Source organism: Pseudalkalibacillus sp. Hm43 (assembly GCF_051842935.1).
Lineage (GTDB): Bacteria > Bacillota > Bacilli > Bacillales > Fictibacillaceae > Pseudalkalibacillus.
Map to the genome: position 1 here is coordinate 3,110,610 of NZ_JBPXRR010000001.1, position 22,638 is coordinate 3,133,247.

Sequence of the window (22,638 nt, forward strand, 5' to 3'; positions counted from 1 at the left end):
CTATTCACCCTTCCCTTCTGCTTGGTTCAGTATGGACTGTTCCTTTTCATTCAATTGAATGACACGGATCGGAGCAAGCCCCACTCCACCTTGGTCAAGGCCGAGTTCCTTGTGCTCACCCGTGAACGCCTTCTCTTCTTTCAATTGTTTCGCCATTTCAAATAAGGCAATGTCTACCCGTTTCAGCATGGAAGTGACAATCGCATCTTCCGCTAAGTAATATTGATCGCTGTCTACTCCAAATGCATAGATGCCTTGTGTTTGTGCTTCTTTTAAGGCTCCAATCCCTGTAAAACCAGCTGCAGGAAATACAAAGTCAGCGCCGTCGTCGATCTGTTTCTTCGCGACTTGAGCTCCTTTTTTGTCATCTCCAAATGTTCCTGTATAGTCAACTAGGACTTGTGCATCCGGGTTCACTTCTTTTACCCCTCTTGTAAAGCCTTGTTCAAATTTTTCAACGACAGGGATCTTCTCCCCACCAATGAAGCCGACCGTGTCCGATTGTGTACGCATTCCGGCAATCAATCCGATCAGGTAGCTTCCTTCATCTTCTTTAAACGTGATGGAAGTGATATTTTCATAGTCTGAAACTGCATCAATCAGAACAAATTGCTGCTCTGGATATTTCTGTGCCAACGTCTCCATCGCTCCTTGAACACGGAAGCTCAAGCCGATGATGAGATCATGACCGTTTTTGATAAGCTCTTCCATTTGCTTCTCATGATCGCCTTCTAACGGCTCACGATAATCAAAGAGTACACCTTCTTCATCACGTGCCTTCTCTAACCCTACCAATGCCGAATCACTGAAAGATTCGTCACCGAGACCATTTTCCGTTACGACAAGTCCAATGCTTTTCTCTTCAATCGCTTTGTCTGATTCATTGTTACATGCGCTTAATAGAAGTAATAAGCATCCAACCATCAACCAATACTGCTTTTTCATTGTGTTTCTCCTTTGCTCTATGTTGTAAGATGTCCGATGTCTTATTTATCGACCGGAAAACCCTCGAGTTTTAGAAAGAATTTTTACAGTATAAGAATATTGGCGGGTTCATCCTTTACATGTATCAATCCTATCAATCTTGTAAATGCTAGAAGTAATGAGATTAGTAGCGTGCACTGGGGGTGTGGCAGATGGAATGGATGGATATGTCGATCAAATTGATATTGGGGTTTTTACTGCTTTTCTTTTTAGTGCGGGTCATCGGCAAAAAGTTGATGAATGAAATCACACCGTTCCATTTTATTTCTGCGATTGTTTTGAGTGAATTGTTAGGGAATGCGGTCTATGATGAGAAAATCCCATTACCCCATATTTTCTACACCATTCTCGTTTGGGGTGGTCTCATTTTTCTTGTGGACTATGTTGCGTTGAAATTTTCATATTTAAAACAACGATTTGAAGGGAAACCATCCATGGTCATCCGGAACGGTCAGATCGATTATGAGCAATTAAAAAAGAACCGCATGAACATCAATCAATTGCAAAGTCTCCTCCGACAAAGTGAAACCTTCTCGATCCGTGAAGTCGCTTATGCTTTCATAGAAGCGAACGGCTCTATCAGCATATTGAAAAAGACACCGTATCAAAAAACGACTCAGGAAGACTTCAACATGTCTCCACAAGCCGTTTATTTGCCATTTACACTCATACGGGATGGGAAGGTAATCAAAGAAAACTTAAGAGAAATCAATCAAGACGAGCATTGGTTAAGACAGCAACTTCAAATGAACGAAATCTATCAGATCGAAGAGGTCCTTTTTGCGGAATGGCTTGAAGGGGACGGATTATATGTCGTCACTTATCCCTACGAGCATCAGCATGTCTCAAACCTATCAAACCTTTAACAAATCCAGGCAATCTGACGATAAATAGTATGATAGAATTTGATTATCGAAAAAACGAAAGAGAAAGGAATTCAACTGTGCAAAAAATCGGTCTAAGCTTACTTGTCAGTGTCGGGTTATTAACCGCTTGCAATACACATTCTCATAATGATTTTGAAGTCGTGGAAGAAGGCACTTCATCCAGTCAAGAAAAGAAACCAAGTCTACAAACTGAGTTGAAAAAACAAGACGGAAAAGTTTTTTTGTATGTTGAAACCGACCTTGTCGTTTCAAAAGAAAATTATGGCGCAAAGAAAATCAACGGCCAGGGACATATCCATGTCTATGTCAATAACGGTGAAAAACAAGGGGTTACAACCTTCCCCCACGAATTGAAAAACCTAGAAAAAGGAACGAATCAGATCAAAGTATCCTTACATAACAATGACCATACTCCATATGGCGTTTCCGAGACAATGGAAATTGAAATGAATAAATAAAGGGTAGGAAGTATTGGTGTCCAAAAAATTGAGCCTGCAAACAAAGATCATTCTACTGTTTTCAACCGTTATCATAGCCACCATGTCTGTTGCCATTGCATTCAATTCATACACTTTTAACGATGCGATGAAAAAGACGTATGTAAGCCAATTGAAAGGGATTACGACCACCATTAATGGGGGATATGAAGAATCCCGTTCAATCGATAATGTACAAACGATTTTTGATTACATAAAACATAGGGAAGAAAACGTCATCAAATTGAATTTACATGCGCTTAATGAAAATGAGCATGCCATCATGGCCTCGACCGATCGCAGTTTAATCGGAAGTGCGTCCACCGATGCATTAGCACCCACCTTTCAATCGGGCAAGACATTGATCTCTCATATTAAAGATCAGGATCTACATATCGTTCGGATGGTAGCCCCTTTACTCGAAGATGGTACATCAGTTGGTGCTATAGAATTGTATCTAGACAATTCAAATGAAATAGCATTCATCCAGGATCGTATCATTTGGATGACCATCGTCGTCCTCATCGTTAGTCTCATCTTAATCATCCTATTATGGATAATCATCCGCAGACTTCTCGTATTACCACTCATGACCTTACGTGAAGCAGCCGTTTCCATTCAGCATGGGAAAGAGTATGAAGACGTTTTGTTGAACGCGAGTCAAGAAATAAATGAAGTCGCAGTTGCCTTTAATGAGATGGTGTACAACCTGGAGGATCGTTATCAGAAGAGTGTAACGGATTCGCTGACTGGCATTTATAATAGTGCCTACTTCAAGCAAAAGTTTTCAGAGGTCGTAGAAGCGTCGAAACGCCTGGAACAACCGATGGCACTTCTCTTCTGTGATATTGATAATTTTAAACGGTTGAATGACCATGAAGGGCATATTTATGGCGATAAGGTACTGAAGCATATCTCGGAGGTCATCTTGAATCATATCCGACCTCAGGATACGGTTTGCCGTTACGGTGGCGAAGAGTTTGTCATCATCATGCCAGACACGGATGAAGCTACGGCGAAATCCGTTGCCGAAAGAGTCCGCCATATGGTCGCATTAAATGGCCATGAAAGCATACTGACGCCGATTACAATCAGTATTGGAATCGCTATTTATCCAGATGATACGGATGAGGAAAATCTCGTACATATGGCAGACAAGGCGATGTATACGGCAAAAAGCCTTGGGAAAAACCGAGTCGTATCCGCTCGTGATCTTGCGGCTTACAAAAATCAAGACTATGAACGGAAGACAGACGATCAGAAATGGATTTTGGATACCATCATTTCATTGACGAAAACAGTTGAGTTGAAGGATTCATACACCCATAGTCATTCAGAAATGGTGTCTAAATACGCGGGTACTTTAGCAAGCAGCATGGGGCTGACAGATGAGGAAGTGAAGAAAATTTCCATCGCTGGTCTCCTGCATGATGTAGGAAAAATCGGCGTTCCAGACCATATTTTGAATAAAGAAGATCGTTTGACAGATGAAGAATATGAAATGATGAAGTCTCACCCGGTACTAGGCTATAACATTCTTGCTTGCGTGGATGAATTGGAAGAAACATTGCCTTATGTGCTCTATCACCACGAACGACCTGATGGCAAAGGCTATCCAGAAGGGTTGAAGCAGGATGACATTCCGTTAGGAGCTCGCATTCTATCTGTAGCAGATGCCTTCCATTCGATGACGTCTGAACGTCCATACCGAAAGGCACCGTTATCCGTCTCTCACGCCATTGAGGAATTGAGGAGAGGAAAAAGAACACAGTTCGATGCGGAGGTTGTCGACCAGTTTATTAAGGTCATAGAAGAAATCAGACTGCAATCTACAGAAGACATAGCAGACCGTTTCAGCAGAAGTTGTCCGGTGGCGAATTGGGACTTGAAAAAATTAAAATAAGTACCAAAAAGAGCTCCTGAGGGTATCAGGGGCTCTTTTAGTGGGCAATTTCAGTAATGGATTTATGAAGAACAAGAACCGTCCCTCTGCTTCAATCAAAATTGCTTCTGCTCATATTCATTGTGTTGCCCTGTTTTCAACGTTTTTGCCAGGAGGATAAGGACGGTGAAGAAGCATGCACCGAATATGAATCCAATCCTCAAGAACAGGTTAGAAGCAATGAAGACTGCGGAATACAGCATAGAAAACCAAATCATGATGAGCATCATCATTTTCGCTTTTACCGTAATACCATTCCCCGCTTTATAATTTTGTATATAAGAGCCGAACCACTTATTTGTCATCAGCCATTTGTACATCCGCTCAGAACTTCTTACATAACAGGCTGCTGTTAACAAAAGAAACGGGGTGGTAGGGACAAGTGGCAATACAATGCCTACGATCCCTAGAAATAAGGAGATGGTCCCGATTATGAGAAGTACAACCTTAATGATTTGGTGCATTCATGATCACCTCGGACTTTCTGATCCTTTCAGCATTTGTACAAAATGATAGAGTACTCTCGCAGTTAACCCCCAAATGACCTTTCCATCGTATAAGTAGAAGTATTCTTCAAACGCTCTCGTTGACCAATCATAGTCCTCACCACCAGGAATCAGGTCAAAAGGGAAATCCTCTCTCGGCTTTACCTCGAAATGGACTTGGTGAACCTCAGGCTTATGCTCTAGAAAGAAGGAAAGGGGTACGGTGAAGACTTCAGCCACCTCTGCTGGATTAGGATCGATTTCAGTGTCTTCGCACGCCAGCACGCCTATGAACGTGTTCAGTACCATGCCGAAAGGTGAAACCATGTAATCAAAAGGATACACATGCGTAATGGATTTTCTTGCGATTCTCAACTCTTCCATCGCTTCTCTCACAGCTGTGAATTGAACATTCTCGTCTTCAGGATCCACTCTTCCTCCAGGGAAACAAATTTCTCCTGGCTGCCTCCTGAGTTTTTGCGATCTCACTTCAAACAGAACATGCAAGCCATCTTCTTTTTCAATAATCGGAATTAGGATAGAATATTGTAATTGTTTGCTGTTCCCCAGTATGGATGGTGTATGGTTTTTCGCTTTTTCAATCAAATCTTTTGTATTCATACACGTACCTCTTGTGTGATTTTCTATTAGTATAACAAATCCTCATCTCACATTTATGTTTGCGGGTTTTCAGAAACGTACAGAACGCCTTCTTCGTCTACACGGACGGTCTTTCCACCACTCAATTCAACCTTTACTGGAAAGATGTCCGATACATGATGGGAAAAGAACCACGTTCTCCCTTGTGGCCCCAGTAAGAAATAAGCTTCTTGCTCACCGATGAAGTTCAATGTGTCTGCATCCAAAGGACCTTCTCCTAGAAAGTCGAATCCATGAGACAATAGCTTCTCACCCTCTGAAAAAACATCGTCTACTGTCAAATTCATCTCACTGATGGTAATGAGGTCGTCGATGGTAAAAGATTCATTTTCGGTGCTGTAGGCGTTCCGTGCAATGATTTCCACAACATTACCTGCCGGGTCATGAAAATAAAATGAGTGAGCATCGAGAAACTTGAAATAGACCTCATCGTCACTTCCCTCTTTGTTCAGCTCCACCTTGGAACGAAACCATTTTTTCGCTTCGTTAAAATGATCACCCGCAATGGTGAACGCAAAATGATAAATCGGTTTTGAGTTATGGAAACCGTCTCTGAATGAAAGTTGACTGCTACCGATCTGAAGGACGATTTCATCTAAGCTCTGATATTTTAGCGTAAACCCTAGTTTTTCTACGTAAAATTCTTTTAACTCTTGAAGCTGGTACGTGTAAATGTCTACTCGATCAAAGTGGATGTTGAACAGCTCCTTTCGACTTTGTCTATGAAAAAGAACCTTCCACTAATCGAAGGTTCTTTCTTTGTTCCCATGTACTTTTAGCTGTAAACCGCTTCTTCTTTTTCAATCAGGCCAAGTGTCTGCGCTGTTGTAGAATGAATCTCCTTAATCAACTCAGGGTTGTCCACTAATGAGACACCATAAGAAGGGATCATTTCTTTTATTTTCGGTTCCCACTCGTCTACTTGTTCTGGGAAGCATCTTTCTAATACTTCAAGCATGACTTGAACGGCAGTGGATGCTCCTGGTGAAGCACCAAGTAATGCTGCGATTGAACCATCAGCTGCACTGACGACTTCTGTTCCGAATTGTAGCGTCCCTTTACCGCTTTCTGTATCCTTGATGATTTGCACACGTTGACCTGCAACGACGATATCCCAATCTTCGCTCTTCGCATTCGGGATGAACTCGCGCAACTCTTCCATACGTTGCTCTTTTGATAATGTCACTTGCTCTATTAAATATTTCGTCAGCCCGAGCTCTTTGACCCCAGCAGAAATCATCGTTAAGAGATTGCTCGGTTTGACAGAACCGAAAAGATCGAAGTTGGATCCAGTTTTCAAAAATTTCGGTGAGAAACCGGCGAACGGTCCGAACAGTAATGATTTCTTGTTGTCGATGTACCTTGTATCAAGATGCGGTACTGACATTGGAGGTGCGCCGACTTTCGCTTTGCCGTACACTTTCGCATCGTGCTGCGCAACAACTTCCGGATTATTGCAGACCATGAACAGCCCGCTTACCGGGAACCCTCCGATTTGCTTCGATTCAGGTATGCCTGTCTTTTGAAGTAGAGGGAGACTTCCACCTCCACCACCGATAAAGACGAATTTCGCTGTGTGATACTCGATTTTACCACCATCGATATCTTTCACTTTCACTTCCCAAGTGCCATCCTTCGTCTGTTTGAGGTCTTCTACACTATGTCGATAGTGGACGTCTACGTTTTCCTTTTGTAAATGGTCGAACAACAATCGCGTCAACGCCCCAAAGTTGACATCCGTTCCAGAGTCGATTTTGGTGGCAGCCATCGAGTCATCCATTTTACGACCTTCCATAATCAGTGGCAACCATTCCATCAATTTTTCAGGGTCATCGGAAAATTCCATCCCTTTAAAAAGCGGATTAGCTGAAAGCGCTTTATATCGTCTTTTCAAAAAATCGACGTTTTGCTCACCGTGCACAAGACTCATATGAGGCAGTGGCATGATGAAATCCTGTGGATTCTCAATCAGTCCTCTGTTTACAAGATAAGACCAAAATTGCCTTGATACCTGGAATTGTTCATTGACCTTAATCGCCTTGCTAATATCAATCGAGCCATCCGGCTTTTCGTTCGTATAGTTAAGCTCGCACAGGGCTGCATGTCCTGTACCCGCGTTATTCCATTCGTTCGAGCTTTCTTCGCCTGAACTAGAAAGTTTTTCAAACACTTTAATATCCCAGTCAGGTGCTAACTCTTTTAATATCGATCCTAAAGTCGCGCTCATGACTCCAGCACCAATTAAGATAACGTCTGTTTTTTTCTGCAAGTTGCTCATGCTCATCATCCTTATCTTCTTTTTTGCATAAAAAGAATAGGCGCTCCTGATTAGATGTTGAAATGTAGGTCGAAACTTAGGAACACACCTTTTCGATCTTCAATCTATTAAAATTCATTATTATTCAAAAAAGTACTATTATCTGATAATTATACACTATTTTGGGCTGGTAAAAAAGGTAAGTCTATGGATATTGTCCTAGAAAACAACAAAAACCGAGGTCCTAAAATCATGACCTTGGTTTAGTATAAAAACAAGACAACCCTTTATATGCATACATACAAGGGTTGCCTCCAATTTTTTATTCTCATCTTTTTCTTTTCTTAATTTTGTAATAGGTTTTTGTCTTTCTCATATGCTTTTGCAGCTCATCAAGTGGGATGTGATCAAGAAAGTTTCCGTCTTCCTCAAACATTCTTTCGAAATTCAACTCTTGACCTTTCGGCTTTGTTGACACCCTGTGCCTCTTTTCAATGAATTCAGGCATCCGTCCACCTCCAAATTTGGAAAGTACCCACATCGAACAAGCTTTCTTCATTTAAAAAAACGGCAAAAAAGCACATTGCTTATATCCATTTGTATGATGTTTTGTAAATTTTATGACGTTCAAAAGGCCCATTCTTATGAATGGACCTTATTCTAATATTGTATTTTATTGTCCTTGTATCTCCTTAACACTTTTTCCACCTAAAAAAGCATGGCCGGTCTGTAAGGTCGTTATCGTATTAAATCCATAACGACTATACACCTTTTCAACTCGTTCATTGATCGGATGAACCCATAGTTGTTCTAGTTGGAGGGTTTGAGCTTCTTTTTGTATGTGCTGGAGTATAGAGCCGATTAATCCTTTTCCTCTAAATTCTTCAATTGTGGCGACGCTTTCTATTCTTCCTTGGTCGCCATGAACAAATAAGCACGCAGTGGAACAAGGTGTTCCGTTATATTTTAATAAAAAATGCGTATAACGTTGATCGTTGAATTCAGTTTCAAAAGCCTTTTCTCGAACGGCTTTCCCTCCAAATTCTTTTATCTGGCACTCCACCGTTAATGCGTCGTGATAATTCTTAGTGGTTACTTTTTCTATCATGACTTCGCTATTGATTGGTAACTGTATGACTTCTTTATTCCAGAGCTGAATGGGCTGGGAAAAGTCTTCAAATTGAAAGCCCTTCTCTTTTAAAAGAGCAATGAAATTCGTCAAAGAATCAACGTTATATAAATAAAATCTTGGAATGATATTCAAAGCCTCATAAAATGAGATGACCTCATCGATTACTTTTTCAGGGTGGTCAGGTGGTTCACTTACATGAGCATGGTTGGCATCATAATAGTCTGGCTGGTGCTTGTTCCAAAACAAAACACCCCACGTTCGATCTTGTTTATTTGAAAAGGACTGTAATAGTGCAAAATTCAACTCTTCAATCTGTTTTAATAAATCCATTGTTTACCGCCTATTCTTTTATTTTTCATCCATTCTATCATTTCCAACAATACTGTTCCTATTTACTATGTAAGCCAAATTAGAGTAGCAAGACCGAAATGGAATAATCTGGTTTATAGCAACATGGCTCGTTCCCTTGCACTTTTCGTGCAATACTATTAAAGTATATAATGGTTGAAATCTAACCTAAATGTTAATAGATATGATTGAAATATATTCGCTTTTTAATTTTGGAAATATATTTTCCATTAAGGAAAGGGTTCAGATATACTATGAAAGATAATTTTTGGCATGAGTTGCCGCGACCGTTTTTTGTTCTGGCACCAATGGAAGCTGTGACGGATGTCGTTTTTCGTCATGTCGTAAGTGAAGCAGCGAGACCTGACGTATTTTTTACAGAGTTTACGAATACGGAAAGCTACTGCCATCCGAAAGGAAAAGACAGCGTAAAAGGGCGTCTTACGTTCACGGAAGATGAACAACCGATCGTCGCTCACATTTGGGGAGACAAGCCTGAATACTTCCGCCAAATGAGTATTGGCATGGCTGAAATGGGCTACCGTGGCATTGATATCAATATGGGATGTCCTGTGCAGAATGTTGCAGGGAATGGAAAAGGATGCGGGCTGATTCGCCGTCCTGAAGTTGCAGCGGAACTGATCCAGGCAGCTAAAGCAGGAGGACTCCCTGTGAGTGTGAAGACACGCCTCGGTTATACGAAAGTGGATGAATGGCGCCACTGGCTGAAGCATCTCCTGGAACAGGATATCGTCAATCTTTCCATCCATCTCCGTACGAAGAAGGAGATGAGTGCTGTCGATGCGCACTGGGAACTCATTCCGGAGATCAAGAAACTTCGTGACGAAGTCGCTCCACATACGCTTCTGACCATCAACGGGGATATCCCTGATCGCCAAAAGGGACTTGAACTTGCGGAAAAATATGGCGTAGACGGCATTATGATTGGACGAGGCGTATTTCATAACCCGTTCTGCTTCGAGAAAGAGAAGAAGGAGCATACGAGCGAAGAACTGCTCGATCTTCTACGTCTGCAGCTCGATCTTCATGATAAATATTCAGAAGAACTAGAGCCACGACTCTTCAAGCCGCTCCGCCGCTTCTTTAAGATCTACGTCAAAGGGTTCCGAGGCGCAAGTCAGTTAAGGAATCAACTGATGGAAACAGAATCGACGGACGAAGTACGTGCTCTACTGGATGAGTTTGCAGCGAAAGAAGACGGCATTCAGGAAGAGAAAGGTTTTTCTGTTTCTTAAGTCACGTATGAATTGAATTATTTATGAGCTATTTCAGGAGAGAGGAGCCTTCGGGCTTTTCTCTCTTTTTTTTATAAACAAAATGAAAGTGAGTTATGTAGCTGATTGGCTTCATAACTCACTTTCTCTATTTATGGTACGGTTCCCCTCGGTTAATCTTAAAAGCACGATAGATCTGCTCCACCAGCACTAGTCTCATCAGTTGGTGAGGAAAGGTCATCTTAGAAAAAGAGAGCTGTTCATTGGAGCGCTTCAAAACCTCATCACTCAGGCCTAATGAGCCTCCGATTACAAACGCGACATTTGACTTTCCATACGTTGCGAGTTGGTCGAGGTTTTTCGCCAGTTGTTCAGAGGTTTGCTGCTTCCCTTCAATAGCAAGGGCTACCACATGTACGTCTTGTCCAATTTTAGAAAGGATCCGATGGCCTTCCGAATCCTTTACCTGTAGCATTTCCGTTTCGCTTAATTGTTCCGGCGCTTTTTCATCAGGAACTTCAATGATCTCCACTTTTGCGTAAGGTCCTAGCCGCTTCACATACTCTGCTATTCCTTGTTTTAAATATTTTTCTTTTAACTTTCCAACACTAATAATTTGTATATTCACAGGTTGTCCACCTCTATAAACACGTTATCCACAATTTTTATCCACATATACACAATTTCTATCCACATTCAGTATAGGAACATTAGTTTGATACCATATATATGGCATGTTTTTCGCAATATTCACAGGTTGTGGATAATTGCTCTTCCTCCGTCAATATCCGCATTTCCGGAGCGACTTCATGCTCGTCAACGATGATATCAATGGCCAGTTCGACGTGCTCTTTACAACAAGCAATCACGTCCATCACACTCCTTTGTTAGTTATACACATGTTAATAGTGTAGCACAGAGCTTCAGTAAACATTTAAAATATGCGAAAGAAAAAGGAGAGTGTGGATTACTCTCCTTGGCCTTGTGTTTCTCCTAACGTGATGGTTGTTGTCTGCTTTTCACCTTCTCGGTAGAACTCTACTTCCATCTCGTCGCCGATATCTTTCTTAGAATAAAGATGCTTTCGCAGCTCTGCAGGTGATTCCACTTTTTCACCATCGAGTGAGATGATGACATCAAATTCTTTCAATCCGGCTTTACCTGCTGGTGAAGTCGCCTCCACTTGTGTCACGACGACACCTTGATTTACATCACTCGGAATTTTCAATGTTTGTTGGCGGTGATAATTCGATACTTGAGTGAGAGGAACGATTGCCACTCCCATATATGCACGTTTCACTTGTCCATGTTCCTCAAGATCTGCAATGATCGGTCGAGCGATATCAGATGGTATCGCAAACCCGATCCCTTCTACCGCTTGTTGTGCAATTTTCATCGAGTTGATTCCAATCACTTGACCTTTGATATTGATTAAAGCTCCTCCACTGTTACCAGGGTTGATTGCTGCATCGGTCTGGATGACCTCAGCTTGCCAATCGGGTTGTCCGTCTCCATTCGGATCGACTGGGATTGTACGGTCCGCCGCACTGACAATTCCTTGTGTGACTGTACCTGGAAAATTCCCCAACGGGTTCCCGATAGCAATCGCAGGTTCTCCTGGTTTTAAAGTGCTGGAGCTGCCAAATTCAGCTACATCTTCAACTTTACTTCCATCTACTCTTAACACAGCAAGGTCCATGATTTCATCAGAACCTAGTAATTCAGCATCCAGTTTAGTGCCATCTACTAATGCGATCTCGATTTGACCGGCATTTGCGACTACGTGATGATTGGTCACGACGTAGGCATTTCCGCCTTCTTTTTTATATATGACACCCGATCCAACTCCGGCTTTGTTTTCTTGCTCAAATAGGCTTGATCCTTGGATGTTTTCGACCTCAACGACGGCTCCCTGGGCTTTTTCAACGGCCTCAGTGATGGCTGTGTTCACATCCACGTTAATCGTTTCACCAGGTGTGGTCTCAGTCGTGTCACCGTTTGCTTCCGTATTGCGATCCGGTTTCACATCACCAGAAAACAACCCGAAATCGGTCGCAAATATAACTAAAAGAGCACCCAGCAGTACCCCGGTTAGTCCCATTAAAAAGCTTCTTGATCGATTCCTCGTCGGTTTCTGAGGATTACGATATCCATCATCATAGTAACCCATTCTAACATCAGCCCTTTCACTACTTTTGGTATACCCATTATAAGAAAAAAAAAACCGCCTAGTACCGGAATTTGGGTGATTTTTGACATTTGTCTATCACTTACTATATTTCCGTTACTGACGGTCCTTAAACGGTATTCAATTGCTTAAATCATACAGTGATGAGCTCAGTAGGATGTTCGGCATCCGTATCGTATAGACCGAGCTCTTCACCAATCTGATACCCATGCTTTTCAAGGGTCTGTTGAACAGACATTCTCGCTAAATCTTTCATATTGTTATCTTTACTCAAATGCGCAAGATAGACGCGACGCGTGCGATCTCCGATGATCTCAGCGAGCGCTTCACCCGCATCCTCGTTCGATACGTGCCCTTGATCTCCAAGGATACGTCGTTTAATGTTCCATGGATAACGTCCCATCATCAACATGTCGATATCATGGTTCGATTCAAAAATAAGCATGTCCGAATCCTTCACAGTCCATTTAATCCGGTCGCTCACGTATCCCATATCGGTCGCCAGGGTCAGCTTCTTTCCTTCATGATGAAAGACATAGAACTGAGGGCTCGCAGCATCATGTGATACACCGAACGATTCGACATCCAGATCACCGAAGGTTTTCACACGTTCACAATCAAACTGGAATTTTAAATCGGTCGGTATCGCACCGATCTGACTTTCCATGGCTAGCCATGTCTTTTCATTCGCATAGATCGGTAACTTGAAACGACGAGACAAGATACCGAGCCCTTTGATGTGATCGCTATGCTCGTGGGTCACTAGAATACCGTCCAAGTGTTTAGGGTCACGTTGGATCTTTTTGAACAATCCTTCGATTTTCTTCCCACTTAAACCGACATCGACCAGCAAGCGACTTTGGTCGGTCTCAATATAACAGGCGTTCCCTGTGCTTCCACTTGCCAATACACTAAATCTCAAGTTACTCCACTTCGCTTTCTTCTTCATTCTCCTGATCCAGCTTGATGTCATTGGAATCCGTAACATCAACCATCCATTCATCCGACTCCGTAACAATATACCAGTTCGGTACAAATACTTTGATACTTTCATTATTGATGGATGTAAAATAAAGCAGTTTAATATCCTCCAGAGTTGTTCGAGGCTTAATATCAGGAACTAACAATGCTTCTTCTGCAGTCAAAAACTTTTTCACTTCTTGTTCTTTATTTAACTCCATCTGGGTCAACCGATAACTAGTAATTTGATGTTTTGAAGTTTTAGATTCATTCTGATCTTTACTTTGGGAATCTACGTAGATTTCAATCATTCCAGTAAGATTGTTATCAGCAATATAATTCTCGAAGTAAAATTGAATGCCATCCAGATGCTGTGTGAAAATGTAGATGTTTCGCTCCTCATCGTACTTCCAATATTTATACTGTTCTCCATTTGGAATATAATTTTCTACAAATTGCTCTAGTTGTCCTTTAACTTCACTATCTGGAGTAAATGGATATGGACTATTCAATATTGCACTAATGATTCGCTTATCTTCACCCTCATTTGTAGGGCCTAAATTAATTTCCTGATTCGAATTATGATTAGTGAACTCTTTTATATCTTCATCCGTAAATTCTTTTACTGTCCCTGTAGTGATAAATAACTTCTTCTCAATTTTAGGGAGAGATTTACTATAATCAATAATTTCATTAACTTTTTTTTGCGTCTCTTCATTTAAGATGTCTAGGTCTGGGTTCACTTTATTATAAAATTCTGTACCTAAATATAAATTTAACAGGAGGAACGTAAAGATGAAAATGGTTTTAATGTTTTTCCAATCCATAAGTTATCCTCCTTTATTCGTAGGTGTTTCATTTGTGTCAATATCAAGTTCCACCCAGGAAGATCCGCTTTTATAGAACCATGTTGGAACAATGTCATACCTATCAACATCTTGTTCCTTATTGGCTTTGTAACCAATCGTTACATCAGTAACTTTTAGATTACTATAAGTTTCCTCTAGCCTTTTTAAAGCATTAAGAACTGCCTCATCATCCTGAATCTTCGTTTCCCCGACTGGTACATGTTTATAGTCTTCTTCAGGAAAATCTAGATAGCGATTATATTTGGTCACCTGATTATACGTATACTCTAGATCCATACTACCGATAGATCTGCTCCCTGGTAATCCTTCCATAACCGGGAAACCATGCATTAACAATCGATATGTCAAATCTTTTTGTTTATTGTTGGTTGTTGGGTCTTCTTCTGCATCATAATAATGTTCTAAATAGAAGTCATAAGTCCACCCTGCATGACTATTAATAAAATCAAGGCTCTGAATAATTGCATTCTGCCTAATAACCTCTTCTTGACTATATTGATTATTGATGTACGTGAATTCCTCACGATTTTTAAAGTACTTGATTTGACTCCGTTGTCTTAAAAAGAGAGTCGTCTCTGTTTCATTAGAGGTTTTAGAAACCACATCTGGCGGAAGTAGTGCTTTTACGAATAACTCTATATCTATTGTGTTCGCAGGAACCTTGTAATTATCAAGTGTCATGTTCTCCTTCGGCCAGTAATAATCTTTCCGCTGAAAACTACGCTGTACCACTTCTGTTTTCTCAATATCTTCATCTTCTTCTAATTCTACAACTGTATTATCAATATCATCAGGATTGCTTAATTGATACTCAATAACTTGATTTGAGTTTACTATTTGGTCTGTTTCAGAATTTGATTTTCTGTCTCCAATAATAAATTGTAGCTTCCAACCATTGTTTTCCTTGAAACAAATTATTTTTTCTACAGCTTTGTCCCCATTCAATTTAGCTCTTGCGCTCTCACCACTAAAGTTAAATGTCTCTTTCAGTACTTCCACTGGGATTGGAGTTGGATAAGAGATAGTAATTCCATATTCAGGATTTTCAATTTTCTTGTTTTTGATATCTCCAGAGGTTAAAAGATTTGATTGGATTGAATTGTATAACTTTTCTTGACCATATCCATAAAACCAATAATGTTTACCATTCTCATGAAGGATGATTTGCTTAGGTTGGATGATGTCACTTAACTTCTTCTTTTCCCCTTCCTCAATAGCCGACTTGAATGGTTCTTGTTCTTCAAGCACATTGTTTTGGGGTGTATACGTCCAAAGATTCCATGTCAAAAAAATGCTGAGAAGGATCAACAGAGTAAGAAGGACGGATTTAATTCTTTCAATATTATCCCATAAAGATGAGTAGAACTTATGCATACTCTCTAGTAAATTTTTTACTGACATCATGCACTTGCCTCCCTAGTTTGATGAGTGGGGAGCTTCACATGTATAGTTGTACCTTTACCATACTCACTTTCAGCCCAAATCTGACCATTATGCGCAATGACGACTTCTTTTGCAATAGCTAGACCAAGTCCAGTACCGCCAATTTCCCTAGACCTTGCTTTATCCACTCTATAGAATCGATCAAAAATTTTAGATAGATTCTGCTTCGGGATACCTACTCCCTCATCCTTTATACTGATGTGGACACTTTTCCCATCTTTGTTCAGATGGAAAGTCACTTTACCTCCATCAGGTGAATATTTCAAAGCATTAGAGATGATATTATCGAGCACCTGAGTAATCTTGTCACGATCGATTCTTACAGGTAAAGGTTTATCTGATATATGTTTTTCAAAAGTAATCTGATCACTTTTCGACATCTCAAAACGATCAATTACCTGCAGCATTAACTCACGTAGGTTGACCTTTTGGAAATTAGGTCGGAAATCTTTGTTGTCCATCTTGGAAAGTTGAAGCAGATCCGTTACCAATCGAATCATACGCTCTGTTTCCTGCTGGGTTACACTCAAAAACTTAGGTGCCAAGTTCTCATCCTGCATCGCACCTTCTTCTAATGCTTCTAAATAACTTCTCATCGTCGTCAATGGCGTACGGAGTTCATGGGAAACGTTCGAAACGAACTCTCGACGTTCTCTCTCAATCTGCTCTTGCTCTGTTACATCATGTAATACGGTAATGATTCCATTGACGGGTCCATCATCCTTTTGAATGACAGAGAAACTTGCCCGTAGGATGAATGGCACTTCATGAGAACTATAATCCAATATTAAGGAATTTGAAGATTCCTCTAATTTATCAATTGAAAAGTCTTTCTCTATCCCCAACACTTCAGGTAAATATCTACCCATCGCTTCATGTCTGGACATGGACAACATTTCTTCAGAGCGATCATTCATGAGAATAATAAATCCATCACGGTCAGTTGCAATAACACCATCTGTCATGTAAGAAAGGACAGAACGTAATTTTGTCCTTTCGCTCTCTGTGATTTCATTCGCTTCTTGAAGTTTTTTAGTCAAATCGTTGAATGAAGCCGCAAGTTGTCCGATTTCGTCTTTGTCATACACTTTAACTTTACGTGTAAAATCTCCTCTTGCCATTACTTGAGCTTGTTTTTGCATATCCGCTAGAGGTCGTGTAATCGTACTCGCGAGGACAATTCCTAATAATGCGGTAATTGCCAGGGCAATAATTGTCGCATTTGCGAGAATTTCGTTGAGTGTTCGCGACAAACCATAAATATCTTCAATAGAGGCTTCGAGATATAGAGCTCCTAATAATTGCCCATTTTGAGCAGAGCGAACAGGTTTAGATACAACATATGTGCGTACAAGCTGATCTCCATCTTCTATTTGAAAGATATCATTTGTACTGTGACCTAAAAGTGCTTGGGAGATTAAATTTTGAGTTGATTTTTTTCCGACTAAATCTTCATCATCCGCGGCTATAATCTGTTGGTCTAGATTGACCACCATCATCTTATCAATATCAGAAAATGTGAATGAAAAATCCTGTAACAAAGAAGATAATCTTTCTTGAGGAGCTTCTTTATCTGATTGTGTCAGGATATTTTCGAGTTCTTCCTCTACGTTAACTTCAATCATGTCTGCATTTTCGTCGATGTTCTTTGTGAAGTTTTCTCGTAATTTCTGTTCTTGTCGATCCATAAAAAGAACGCCAATGACTTGCATGGCGATCAGGATGAGAAGAATATATACCACAACAAACTTAAAATGTATAGATTTAAAGAAGCCAACCTTTTTCATGTAAACTACTCCTGGTCTGGATTTCTAAGGTAATACCCTACTCCGCGACGTGTAATGATCCACATTGGATGACTCGGGTTATCCTCCACTTTTTCTCTTAAACGACGAACCGTTACGTCAACTGTACGTACGTCTCCAAAGTAATCGTAACCCCAAACAGTCTGTAATAGGTGCTCACGAGTCATGACTTGTCCTGTATGCTTCGCCATATAGTGAAGCAGCTCAAATTCACGGTGGGTCAGTTCAATCGTGTCACCGCGTTTTGTCACTAAGTACGCTTCCGGGTGAATGGTAAGTGCACCGATTTTGATTTCGCTTGTTGAATCGATACCTTCCTTGTCCCCTTCTTGCTGGTGACGTCTCATATTGGCTTTCACACGCGCAATCAGTTCACGTGTACTGAAAGGCTTGGTCACATAATCATCTGCACCAAGCTCCAATCCTAGGACTTTGTCGATCTCGGAATCTTTAGCCGTCAACATGATGATCGGCATGTCAAATTTCTTGCGGATCTCACGGCAAACTTCCATACCGTCCTTTTGAGGAAGCATGATATCCAATAAGATCATATCCGGCATTTCTTCTTCTACTTTTTCTAAAGCTGTTGCACCATCATACGCACAAACGACATTGAATCCTTCTTTTTCTAGGTTGAACTGCAGAATATCTGCAATCGGTTTTTCATCGTCTACTACTAAGATTTTTTTATCCATGTTGATGGTCTCCTTTTCAGAAAAGTTAAAACCAATTCAAGTACATATATAACATTATAATTATTTTTCATAGTTTTCACTTATTTTACCACACTAACCCGATATGAGGAAATTTGCTCGTTTCTTGTAAAATTTATAGAAAAACCTCCGGTAGGTATGACCTACCAGAGGCAATAGCGTTATTGGCTAATATATTGCAACGGATTCAGTAGCGCTCCGTTTTTATAAAGTTCAAAGTGTAGATGAACTCCTGTGGAGTGTCCTGTGGATCCCATTACTCCAATCTTTTGCCCTTTCTTGACAGTTTGTCCGACTTTCACATCCATTGATGCGAGGTGGGCATATACAGACTTGAATCCGTTATTGTGATTGATGATGATTCGATTTCCGTAACCACCACTGTTGAAACTAGCAGAAACGACTGTACCATTATCAACTGATAGAATGGAGCGATTGCTTGGTCTTGCAATGTCGATTCCTTTATGTGCTCTGCCCCAACGTTGACCTTTTTTACTGGAGATATAACCTCCTACTGTCGGCCAATGGAAAGAACCAGTTCCGCGGGAAGGAATAATTTTCGTTCCCTTAAGCTCAATTTCGGTTACAGGTTCTGAGAGAATCTCTTCAGAAAGCACTTCTTCTTTAGATACTTTTCCGTTGATTTTGGTGACGGCATATTGGACTTTTTTCTTTCCGTCCTTACCATCTTGTGTAATCTTGCTTTCACCTTTAGGCATGGAGTCATCTTCTTTAACTTCAGACTCATGAGCAATTGTTTCTTCTTTTGTAACGTGTTCTTTAACAATGACTCGTGCGTAAGGCTCATATGCCATTACATTAATTTTTTGTCCGATCTTGAGCTTGTCTTCCTTTTTAAGACCAGGATTCAAATCATAGATTTTTTCATAGCTCAGGTCGTATTCCTTCACAATCGATTCAATTGTGTCATTCTTCTCTACTTCGTGTACTTTCTTTTCGTGTGTCCCTTTTTCAAATAGAGAAAGAGCTTTTTCTTGGTCTGTCACTTCATCAATTGAAACACTGGAAGGCGTGATTTGAACAGATGTATCAAAATCGACGCTCGTGATTTTGTCTTGTTTTTCTTCTTCAGTATCCTTGCTTGTGTTGTCTAAAGAAACTGTTTCAATGCCTTCTGTACCGTTCTTCTTAGCAGTTGCTTCTTTTTCCAATCGGTCAAGCGTATCAGCATCAGCATGCTTCAATTTCAACTCACGTAAAAACTTTTCCGCTTCTTCAGGCGTTTTGAAATAACCTAGTGTTTTCCCACCAAAGGTTACTTTTGCACCCATGATGCCAACAGTTAAACGTTCATTCAATTTCTTCTTTACAGCTTCGTGATCTATATCTGGATTGAAGATTCTTTCAGGGACGTACTGGATGTCTTCGTTTACAGTCAATTGTATATCCTTGAAACGATCTTCATTCTTACTGATGATTTTTTTCTTTGTGTCCTCTACGACACTTTTTTCGTTCACTATGCCAATTTCTTCTCCATCAACATACACGTGGAATACAGTCTTGATCAGTTCGAAGCGATCATCTGACGCATATGTGTTGGAACTGAAACCGAACATTCCCAATGCCATAACAAGTAAACTTAGAAATGTGATTTTATACTTTTTTGAATTACAGATCCCCATACCCAAAACCTTACTTCTCCTCCTACTATGTAGTCTCTATATAGCTAGTCTCTTTATCTCATGACTTTTTATCTAGTTTAGATTCCGTTTTCAACATTATCATAGGATGTATTTCTTCGACAATATATTACATCTTTTTGTAATGTAACTGTAGTATTGCTGTAAAATGATTTCCAGTTAACTCTCTTTTCAGGAATTTAGTGGAAAAAGACAATAAAAAAAGCATGATTTCTCATGCTGAATGTTTAAAATGGTGGCTCGAGACGGAATCGAACCGCCGACACGAGGATTTTCAGTCCTCTGCTCTACCGACTGAGCTATCGAGCCATATGAAGTTAAAATTTTTAAGTTATTAATGGCGGACCCGACCGGATTCGAACCGGCGATCTCCTGCGTGACAGGCAGGCATGTTAACCCCTACACCACGGGTCCATGAAAAAACTGTTTTAAAAGAAAAAATGGTGAGCCATGAAGGACTCCGACGCGTCAGCTAGTCCTGCTGTATAAGCACGCGTTATGAAACTTCTGCAGGGGAACCGTAGGTGAGAGTCCCTTGCGTTGAAAAAATGGTGAGCCATGAAGGACTCGAACCTTCGACCCTCTGATTAAAAGTCAGATGCTCTACCGACTGAGCTAATGGCTCTCGAAGTTTACTCAAACTGTGACCTTTCCTCTGCCAGTATTCCTACCGTAGAGTGCTGCGTCAGGACAATTCACAGCCAAAACATAGATGTGTCGTTCATAGCTAATGGCTCTCGTTTTGACCGACAAAATAAATAGTACCATGGAATCTATGAAAATACAACGAGAAATCGACAAGTTTTAATTGTCTTTCAATTTAGTTCAAAGGTGATTTTAGACCTACACCGATCCAGAGGAAAGAGTCATCCATCTATGCGGGGTCTAAAGAACTGTATAAAAAGTGACCTTGCTGTTTTTCGCAAGGTCACTACTTTCTTTTACAATTAAGAGAATACGCCTCTCACGCGGTTTGTTTGTTTACGATCCGGTCCTACAGAGAAGATGGAGAGTGGAATACCTGTAAGCTGTGAAATACGCTCCACATAGTGGCGGGCATTTTCAGGCAACTCGTCCAATGAGCGTACACCCGTGATATCTTCTTTCCAGCCTGGCATTTCTTCGTAAACAGGCTCACATTGAGCAAGAACTTTTAAGCTCGCTGGGAACTCTTCAATGATTTCACCTTTATATTTGTATGCCGTACAAATTTTCAACGTTTCAATACCTGTCAATACATCAATCGAGTTCAAAGATAAGTCTGTAATCCCGCTGACACGCTGTGCATGGCGAACTACGACACTATCAAACCAACCGACACGGCGTGGACGGCCTGTAGTGGTACCATATTCATTTCCAACTTCACGGATTTGATTGCCGACTTCATCATGAAGCTCAGTCGGGAATGGACCGTCACCTACACGTGTCGTATATGCCTTGGATACACCTACGACATGATGGATTTTGGATGGGCCGACACCGGATCCGATTGTTACGCCACCCGCTATCGGGTTGGAAGAAGTTACGAATGGATACGTTCCCTGGTCAATATCGAGCATAACACCTTGTGCACCTTCAAAGAGCACACGACGTCCATTATCAAGCGCATCGTTCAATGTAACAGAAGTATCCGTTACATATTTTGCGATTTGCTGACCGTACTCATAATACTCTTCTAAGATGTCTTCCAGCTTCATGCCTTCGACTTCGTAGACTTTCTCAAATAGACGGTTCTTTTCATTCAAGTTTCGCTCTAGTTTTTCCGCGAATTCTTCTTTATCGAGAAGGTCAGCGATACGGATGCCAGTACGCGCTGCTTTATCCATGTATGCTGGACCGATTCCTTTTTTCGTCGTACCGATTTTGTTTGCGCCTTTACTTTCTTCTTCTAAAATATCCAGCTTCAAATGATAAGGTAGGATGACATGCGCGCGGTTGCTGATGCGCAGATTTTCCGTACTTACACCTTTATCATGAAGATAAGCAAGCTCTTCAACGAGCGCTTTCGGATCGATGACCATACCGTTTCCGATGACACAAATCTTGTCATCAAAGAAAATACCGGATGGGATCAAATGTAATTTATATTTCTTGTCATTAAACACAATTGTATGTCCAGCGTTATTTCCACCTTGATAACGAGCAATCACTTCCGCTTCTTGTGAAAGATAATCTGTGATTTTTCCTTTTCCTTCGTCTCCCCACTGGGTACCAACAACGACTACAGAACTCATAATGTGCACCTCCAAGGTATTAGAACAGTTCGTTTATTGCTTTAAAAACCATGCTAAGTGTACCAACTCACACGTCTGATGTCAATCAAATCCGAACATTAAATGATTATTTATTTTATACGTTCGTTATCTGAATGATTATCGGTTTCATTTGTAAAAAATCAGATCGTGGAACAGATAGGAAGGGATAAATCCATTTTGGGAATTTATAATCCAAATTTAGAATTTACAATCCAATTTCAGAAATTATAATCCAGATTCCGGATTTATAATCCAAATCAGGAAATTATAATCCGCATTATTAATTTATAAACCAAAAGGAGAAATCCATGGGATTTCAACACCGCTTCTCATCAACA

General features: G+C 40.7%; 20 protein-coding genes and 3 tRNA genes. 4 read left to right on the forward strand and 19 right to left on the reverse strand.

Annotated features, from left to right (window positions below; genetic code table 11):
• Entirely contained in the window at window positions 1-945 is a 945-nt protein-coding gene (locus ACSVDE_RS16040; RefSeq protein ID WP_439301857.1) for a BMP family lipoprotein, read from the reverse strand.
• Window positions 946-1,136: 191 nt separating this feature from the next.
• Here ACSVDE_RS16040 and ACSVDE_RS16045 point away from each other — a divergent pair, with 191 nt between their 5' ends.
• The 3 genes from ACSVDE_RS16045 to ACSVDE_RS16055 all read left to right on the forward strand — a co-directional run bounded on the left by ACSVDE_RS16045 (window position 1,137) and on the right by ACSVDE_RS16055 (window position 4,250).
• The gene (locus ACSVDE_RS16045) at window positions 1,137-1,850 is read left to right on the forward strand and encodes a DUF421 domain-containing protein (RefSeq protein ID WP_439301858.1); all 714 of its coding nucleotides are present in this window, start codon (window positions 1,137-1,139) and stop codon (window positions 1,848-1,850) included.
• A gap of 77 nt (window positions 1,851-1,927) precedes the next feature.
• The gene (locus tag ACSVDE_RS16050) at window positions 1,928-2,329 is read left to right on the forward strand and encodes a hypothetical protein (RefSeq protein ID WP_439301859.1); all 402 of its coding nucleotides are present in this window, start codon (window positions 1,928-1,930) and stop codon (window positions 2,327-2,329) included.
• A gap of 16 nt (window positions 2,330-2,345) precedes the next feature.
• Window positions 2,346-4,250, forward strand: a complete 1,905-nt coding sequence (locus tag ACSVDE_RS16055; protein WP_439301860.1) for a diguanylate cyclase — start codon at window positions 2,346-2,348, stop codon at window positions 4,248-4,250.
• 95 nt (window positions 4,251-4,345) lie between these two features.
• Here the strand turns inward: ACSVDE_RS16055 and ACSVDE_RS16060 are convergent, their stop codons facing one another.
• The 5 genes from ACSVDE_RS16060 to ACSVDE_RS16080 all read right to left on the reverse strand — a co-directional run bounded on the left by ACSVDE_RS16060 (window position 4,346) and on the right by ACSVDE_RS16080 (window position 9,153).
• Window positions 4,346-4,753: a YbaN family protein gene (locus ACSVDE_RS16060; RefSeq protein ID WP_439301861.1), complete on the reverse strand. Its 408-nt coding sequence runs from the start codon at window positions 4,751-4,753 to the stop codon at window positions 4,346-4,348.
• A 6-nt stretch (window positions 4,754-4,759) separates the two neighbouring features.
• The gene (locus ACSVDE_RS16065; RefSeq protein WP_439301862.1) at window positions 4,760-5,395 is read right to left on the reverse strand and encodes an NUDIX hydrolase; all 636 of its coding nucleotides are present in this window, start codon (window positions 5,393-5,395) and stop codon (window positions 4,760-4,762) included.
• 53 nt (window positions 5,396-5,448) lie between these two features.
• Window positions 5,449-5,892: a hypothetical protein gene (locus ACSVDE_RS16070; protein ID WP_439301863.1), complete on the reverse strand. Its 444-nt coding sequence runs from the start codon at window positions 5,890-5,892 to the stop codon at window positions 5,449-5,451.
• Between the two features lie 317 nt (window positions 5,893-6,209).
• Window positions 6,210-7,718, reverse strand: coding sequence for a malate:quinone oxidoreductase (locus ACSVDE_RS16075; RefSeq protein WP_439302029.1), 1,509 nt, complete (start codon window positions 7,716-7,718; stop codon window positions 6,210-6,212).
• Window positions 7,719-8,364: 646 nt separating this feature from the next.
• Complete coding sequence (locus ACSVDE_RS16080) at window positions 8,365-9,153, reverse strand: GNAT family N-acetyltransferase (protein ID WP_439301864.1); 789 nt, start codon at window positions 9,151-9,153, stop codon at window positions 8,365-8,367.
• A gap of 272 nt (window positions 9,154-9,425) precedes the next feature.
• On the opposite strand from ACSVDE_RS16080, the gene ACSVDE_RS16085 reads away from it, so the two are divergent.
• On the forward strand, window positions 9,426-10,427 hold the full coding sequence (locus ACSVDE_RS16085; RefSeq protein WP_439301865.1) for a tRNA dihydrouridine synthase: 1,002 nt from the start codon (window positions 9,426-9,428) through the stop codon (window positions 10,425-10,427).
• A 127-nt stretch (window positions 10,428-10,554) separates the two neighbouring features.
• Here ACSVDE_RS16085 and rlmH read toward each other — a convergent pair whose 3' ends face one another.
• From rlmH to ACSVDE_RS16150, 13 genes are all read right to left on the reverse strand, one after another.
• A complete protein-coding gene (gene rlmH, locus ACSVDE_RS16090; protein ID WP_439301866.1) occupies window positions 10,555-11,034 on the reverse strand; it encodes a 23S rRNA (pseudouridine(1915)-N(3))-methyltransferase RlmH in 480 nt (159 codons plus the stop codon).
• An 82-nt stretch (window positions 11,035-11,116) separates the two neighbouring features.
• Complete coding sequence (locus ACSVDE_RS16095; RefSeq protein ID WP_439302030.1) at window positions 11,117-11,281, reverse strand: CxxH/CxxC protein; 165 nt, start codon at window positions 11,279-11,281, stop codon at window positions 11,117-11,119.
• Between the two features lie 92 nt (window positions 11,282-11,373).
• The gene (locus tag ACSVDE_RS16100) at window positions 11,374-12,576 is read right to left on the reverse strand and encodes a S1C family serine protease (protein ID WP_439301867.1); all 1,203 of its coding nucleotides are present in this window, start codon (window positions 12,574-12,576) and stop codon (window positions 11,374-11,376) included.
• A gap of 151 nt (window positions 12,577-12,727) precedes the next feature.
• Entirely contained in the window at window positions 12,728-13,543 is an 816-nt protein-coding gene (locus ACSVDE_RS16105) for an MBL fold metallo-hydrolase (RefSeq protein WP_439301868.1), read from the reverse strand.
• Window positions 13,518-14,381: a two-component system regulatory protein YycI gene (gene yycI, locus ACSVDE_RS16110; RefSeq protein ID WP_439301869.1), complete on the reverse strand. Its 864-nt coding sequence runs from the start codon at window positions 14,379-14,381 to the stop codon at window positions 13,518-13,520. Before yycI ends, ACSVDE_RS16105 begins: the two co-directional genes overlap by 26 nt.
• A gap of 3 nt (window positions 14,382-14,384) precedes the next feature.
• The gene (yycH, locus tag ACSVDE_RS16115) at window positions 14,385-15,827 is read right to left on the reverse strand and encodes a two-component system activity regulator YycH (protein WP_439301870.1); all 1,443 of its coding nucleotides are present in this window, start codon (window positions 15,825-15,827) and stop codon (window positions 14,385-14,387) included.
• Window positions 15,824-17,653 carry a cell wall metabolism sensor histidine kinase WalK gene (gene walK / locus ACSVDE_RS16120; protein WP_439301871.1) on the reverse strand — a complete coding sequence of 610 codons (1,830 nt, stop codon included), beginning with the start codon at window positions 17,651-17,653 and terminating at the stop codon, window positions 15,824-15,826. The genes yycH and walK overlap by 4 nt, the downstream gene beginning before the upstream one ends.
• Window positions 17,654-17,658: 5 nt before the next feature.
• Complete coding sequence (yycF, locus tag ACSVDE_RS16125; protein ID WP_439301872.1) at window positions 17,659-18,366, reverse strand: response regulator YycF; 708 nt, start codon at window positions 18,364-18,366, stop codon at window positions 17,659-17,661.
• Between the two features lie 179 nt (window positions 18,367-18,545).
• Window positions 18,546-19,973, reverse strand: a complete 1,428-nt coding sequence (locus ACSVDE_RS16130; RefSeq protein WP_439301873.1) for a peptidoglycan DD-metalloendopeptidase family protein — start codon at window positions 19,971-19,973, stop codon at window positions 18,546-18,548.
• Between the two features lie 305 nt (window positions 19,974-20,278).
• Window positions 20,279-20,354, reverse strand: a tRNA-Phe gene (locus tag ACSVDE_RS16135).
• Between the two features lie 29 nt (window positions 20,355-20,383).
• Window positions 20,384-20,459: transfer RNA gene (locus ACSVDE_RS16140), tRNA-Asp, on the reverse strand.
• 135 nt (window positions 20,460-20,594) lie between these two features.
• Window positions 20,595-20,670: transfer RNA gene (locus ACSVDE_RS16145), tRNA-Lys, on the reverse strand.
• 322 nt (window positions 20,671-20,992) lie between these two features.
• Window positions 20,993-22,279, reverse strand: coding sequence for an adenylosuccinate synthase (locus ACSVDE_RS16150; protein WP_439301874.1), 1,287 nt, complete (start codon window positions 22,277-22,279; stop codon window positions 20,993-20,995).
• Between the last annotated feature and the right edge of the window lie 359 nt (window positions 22,280-22,638).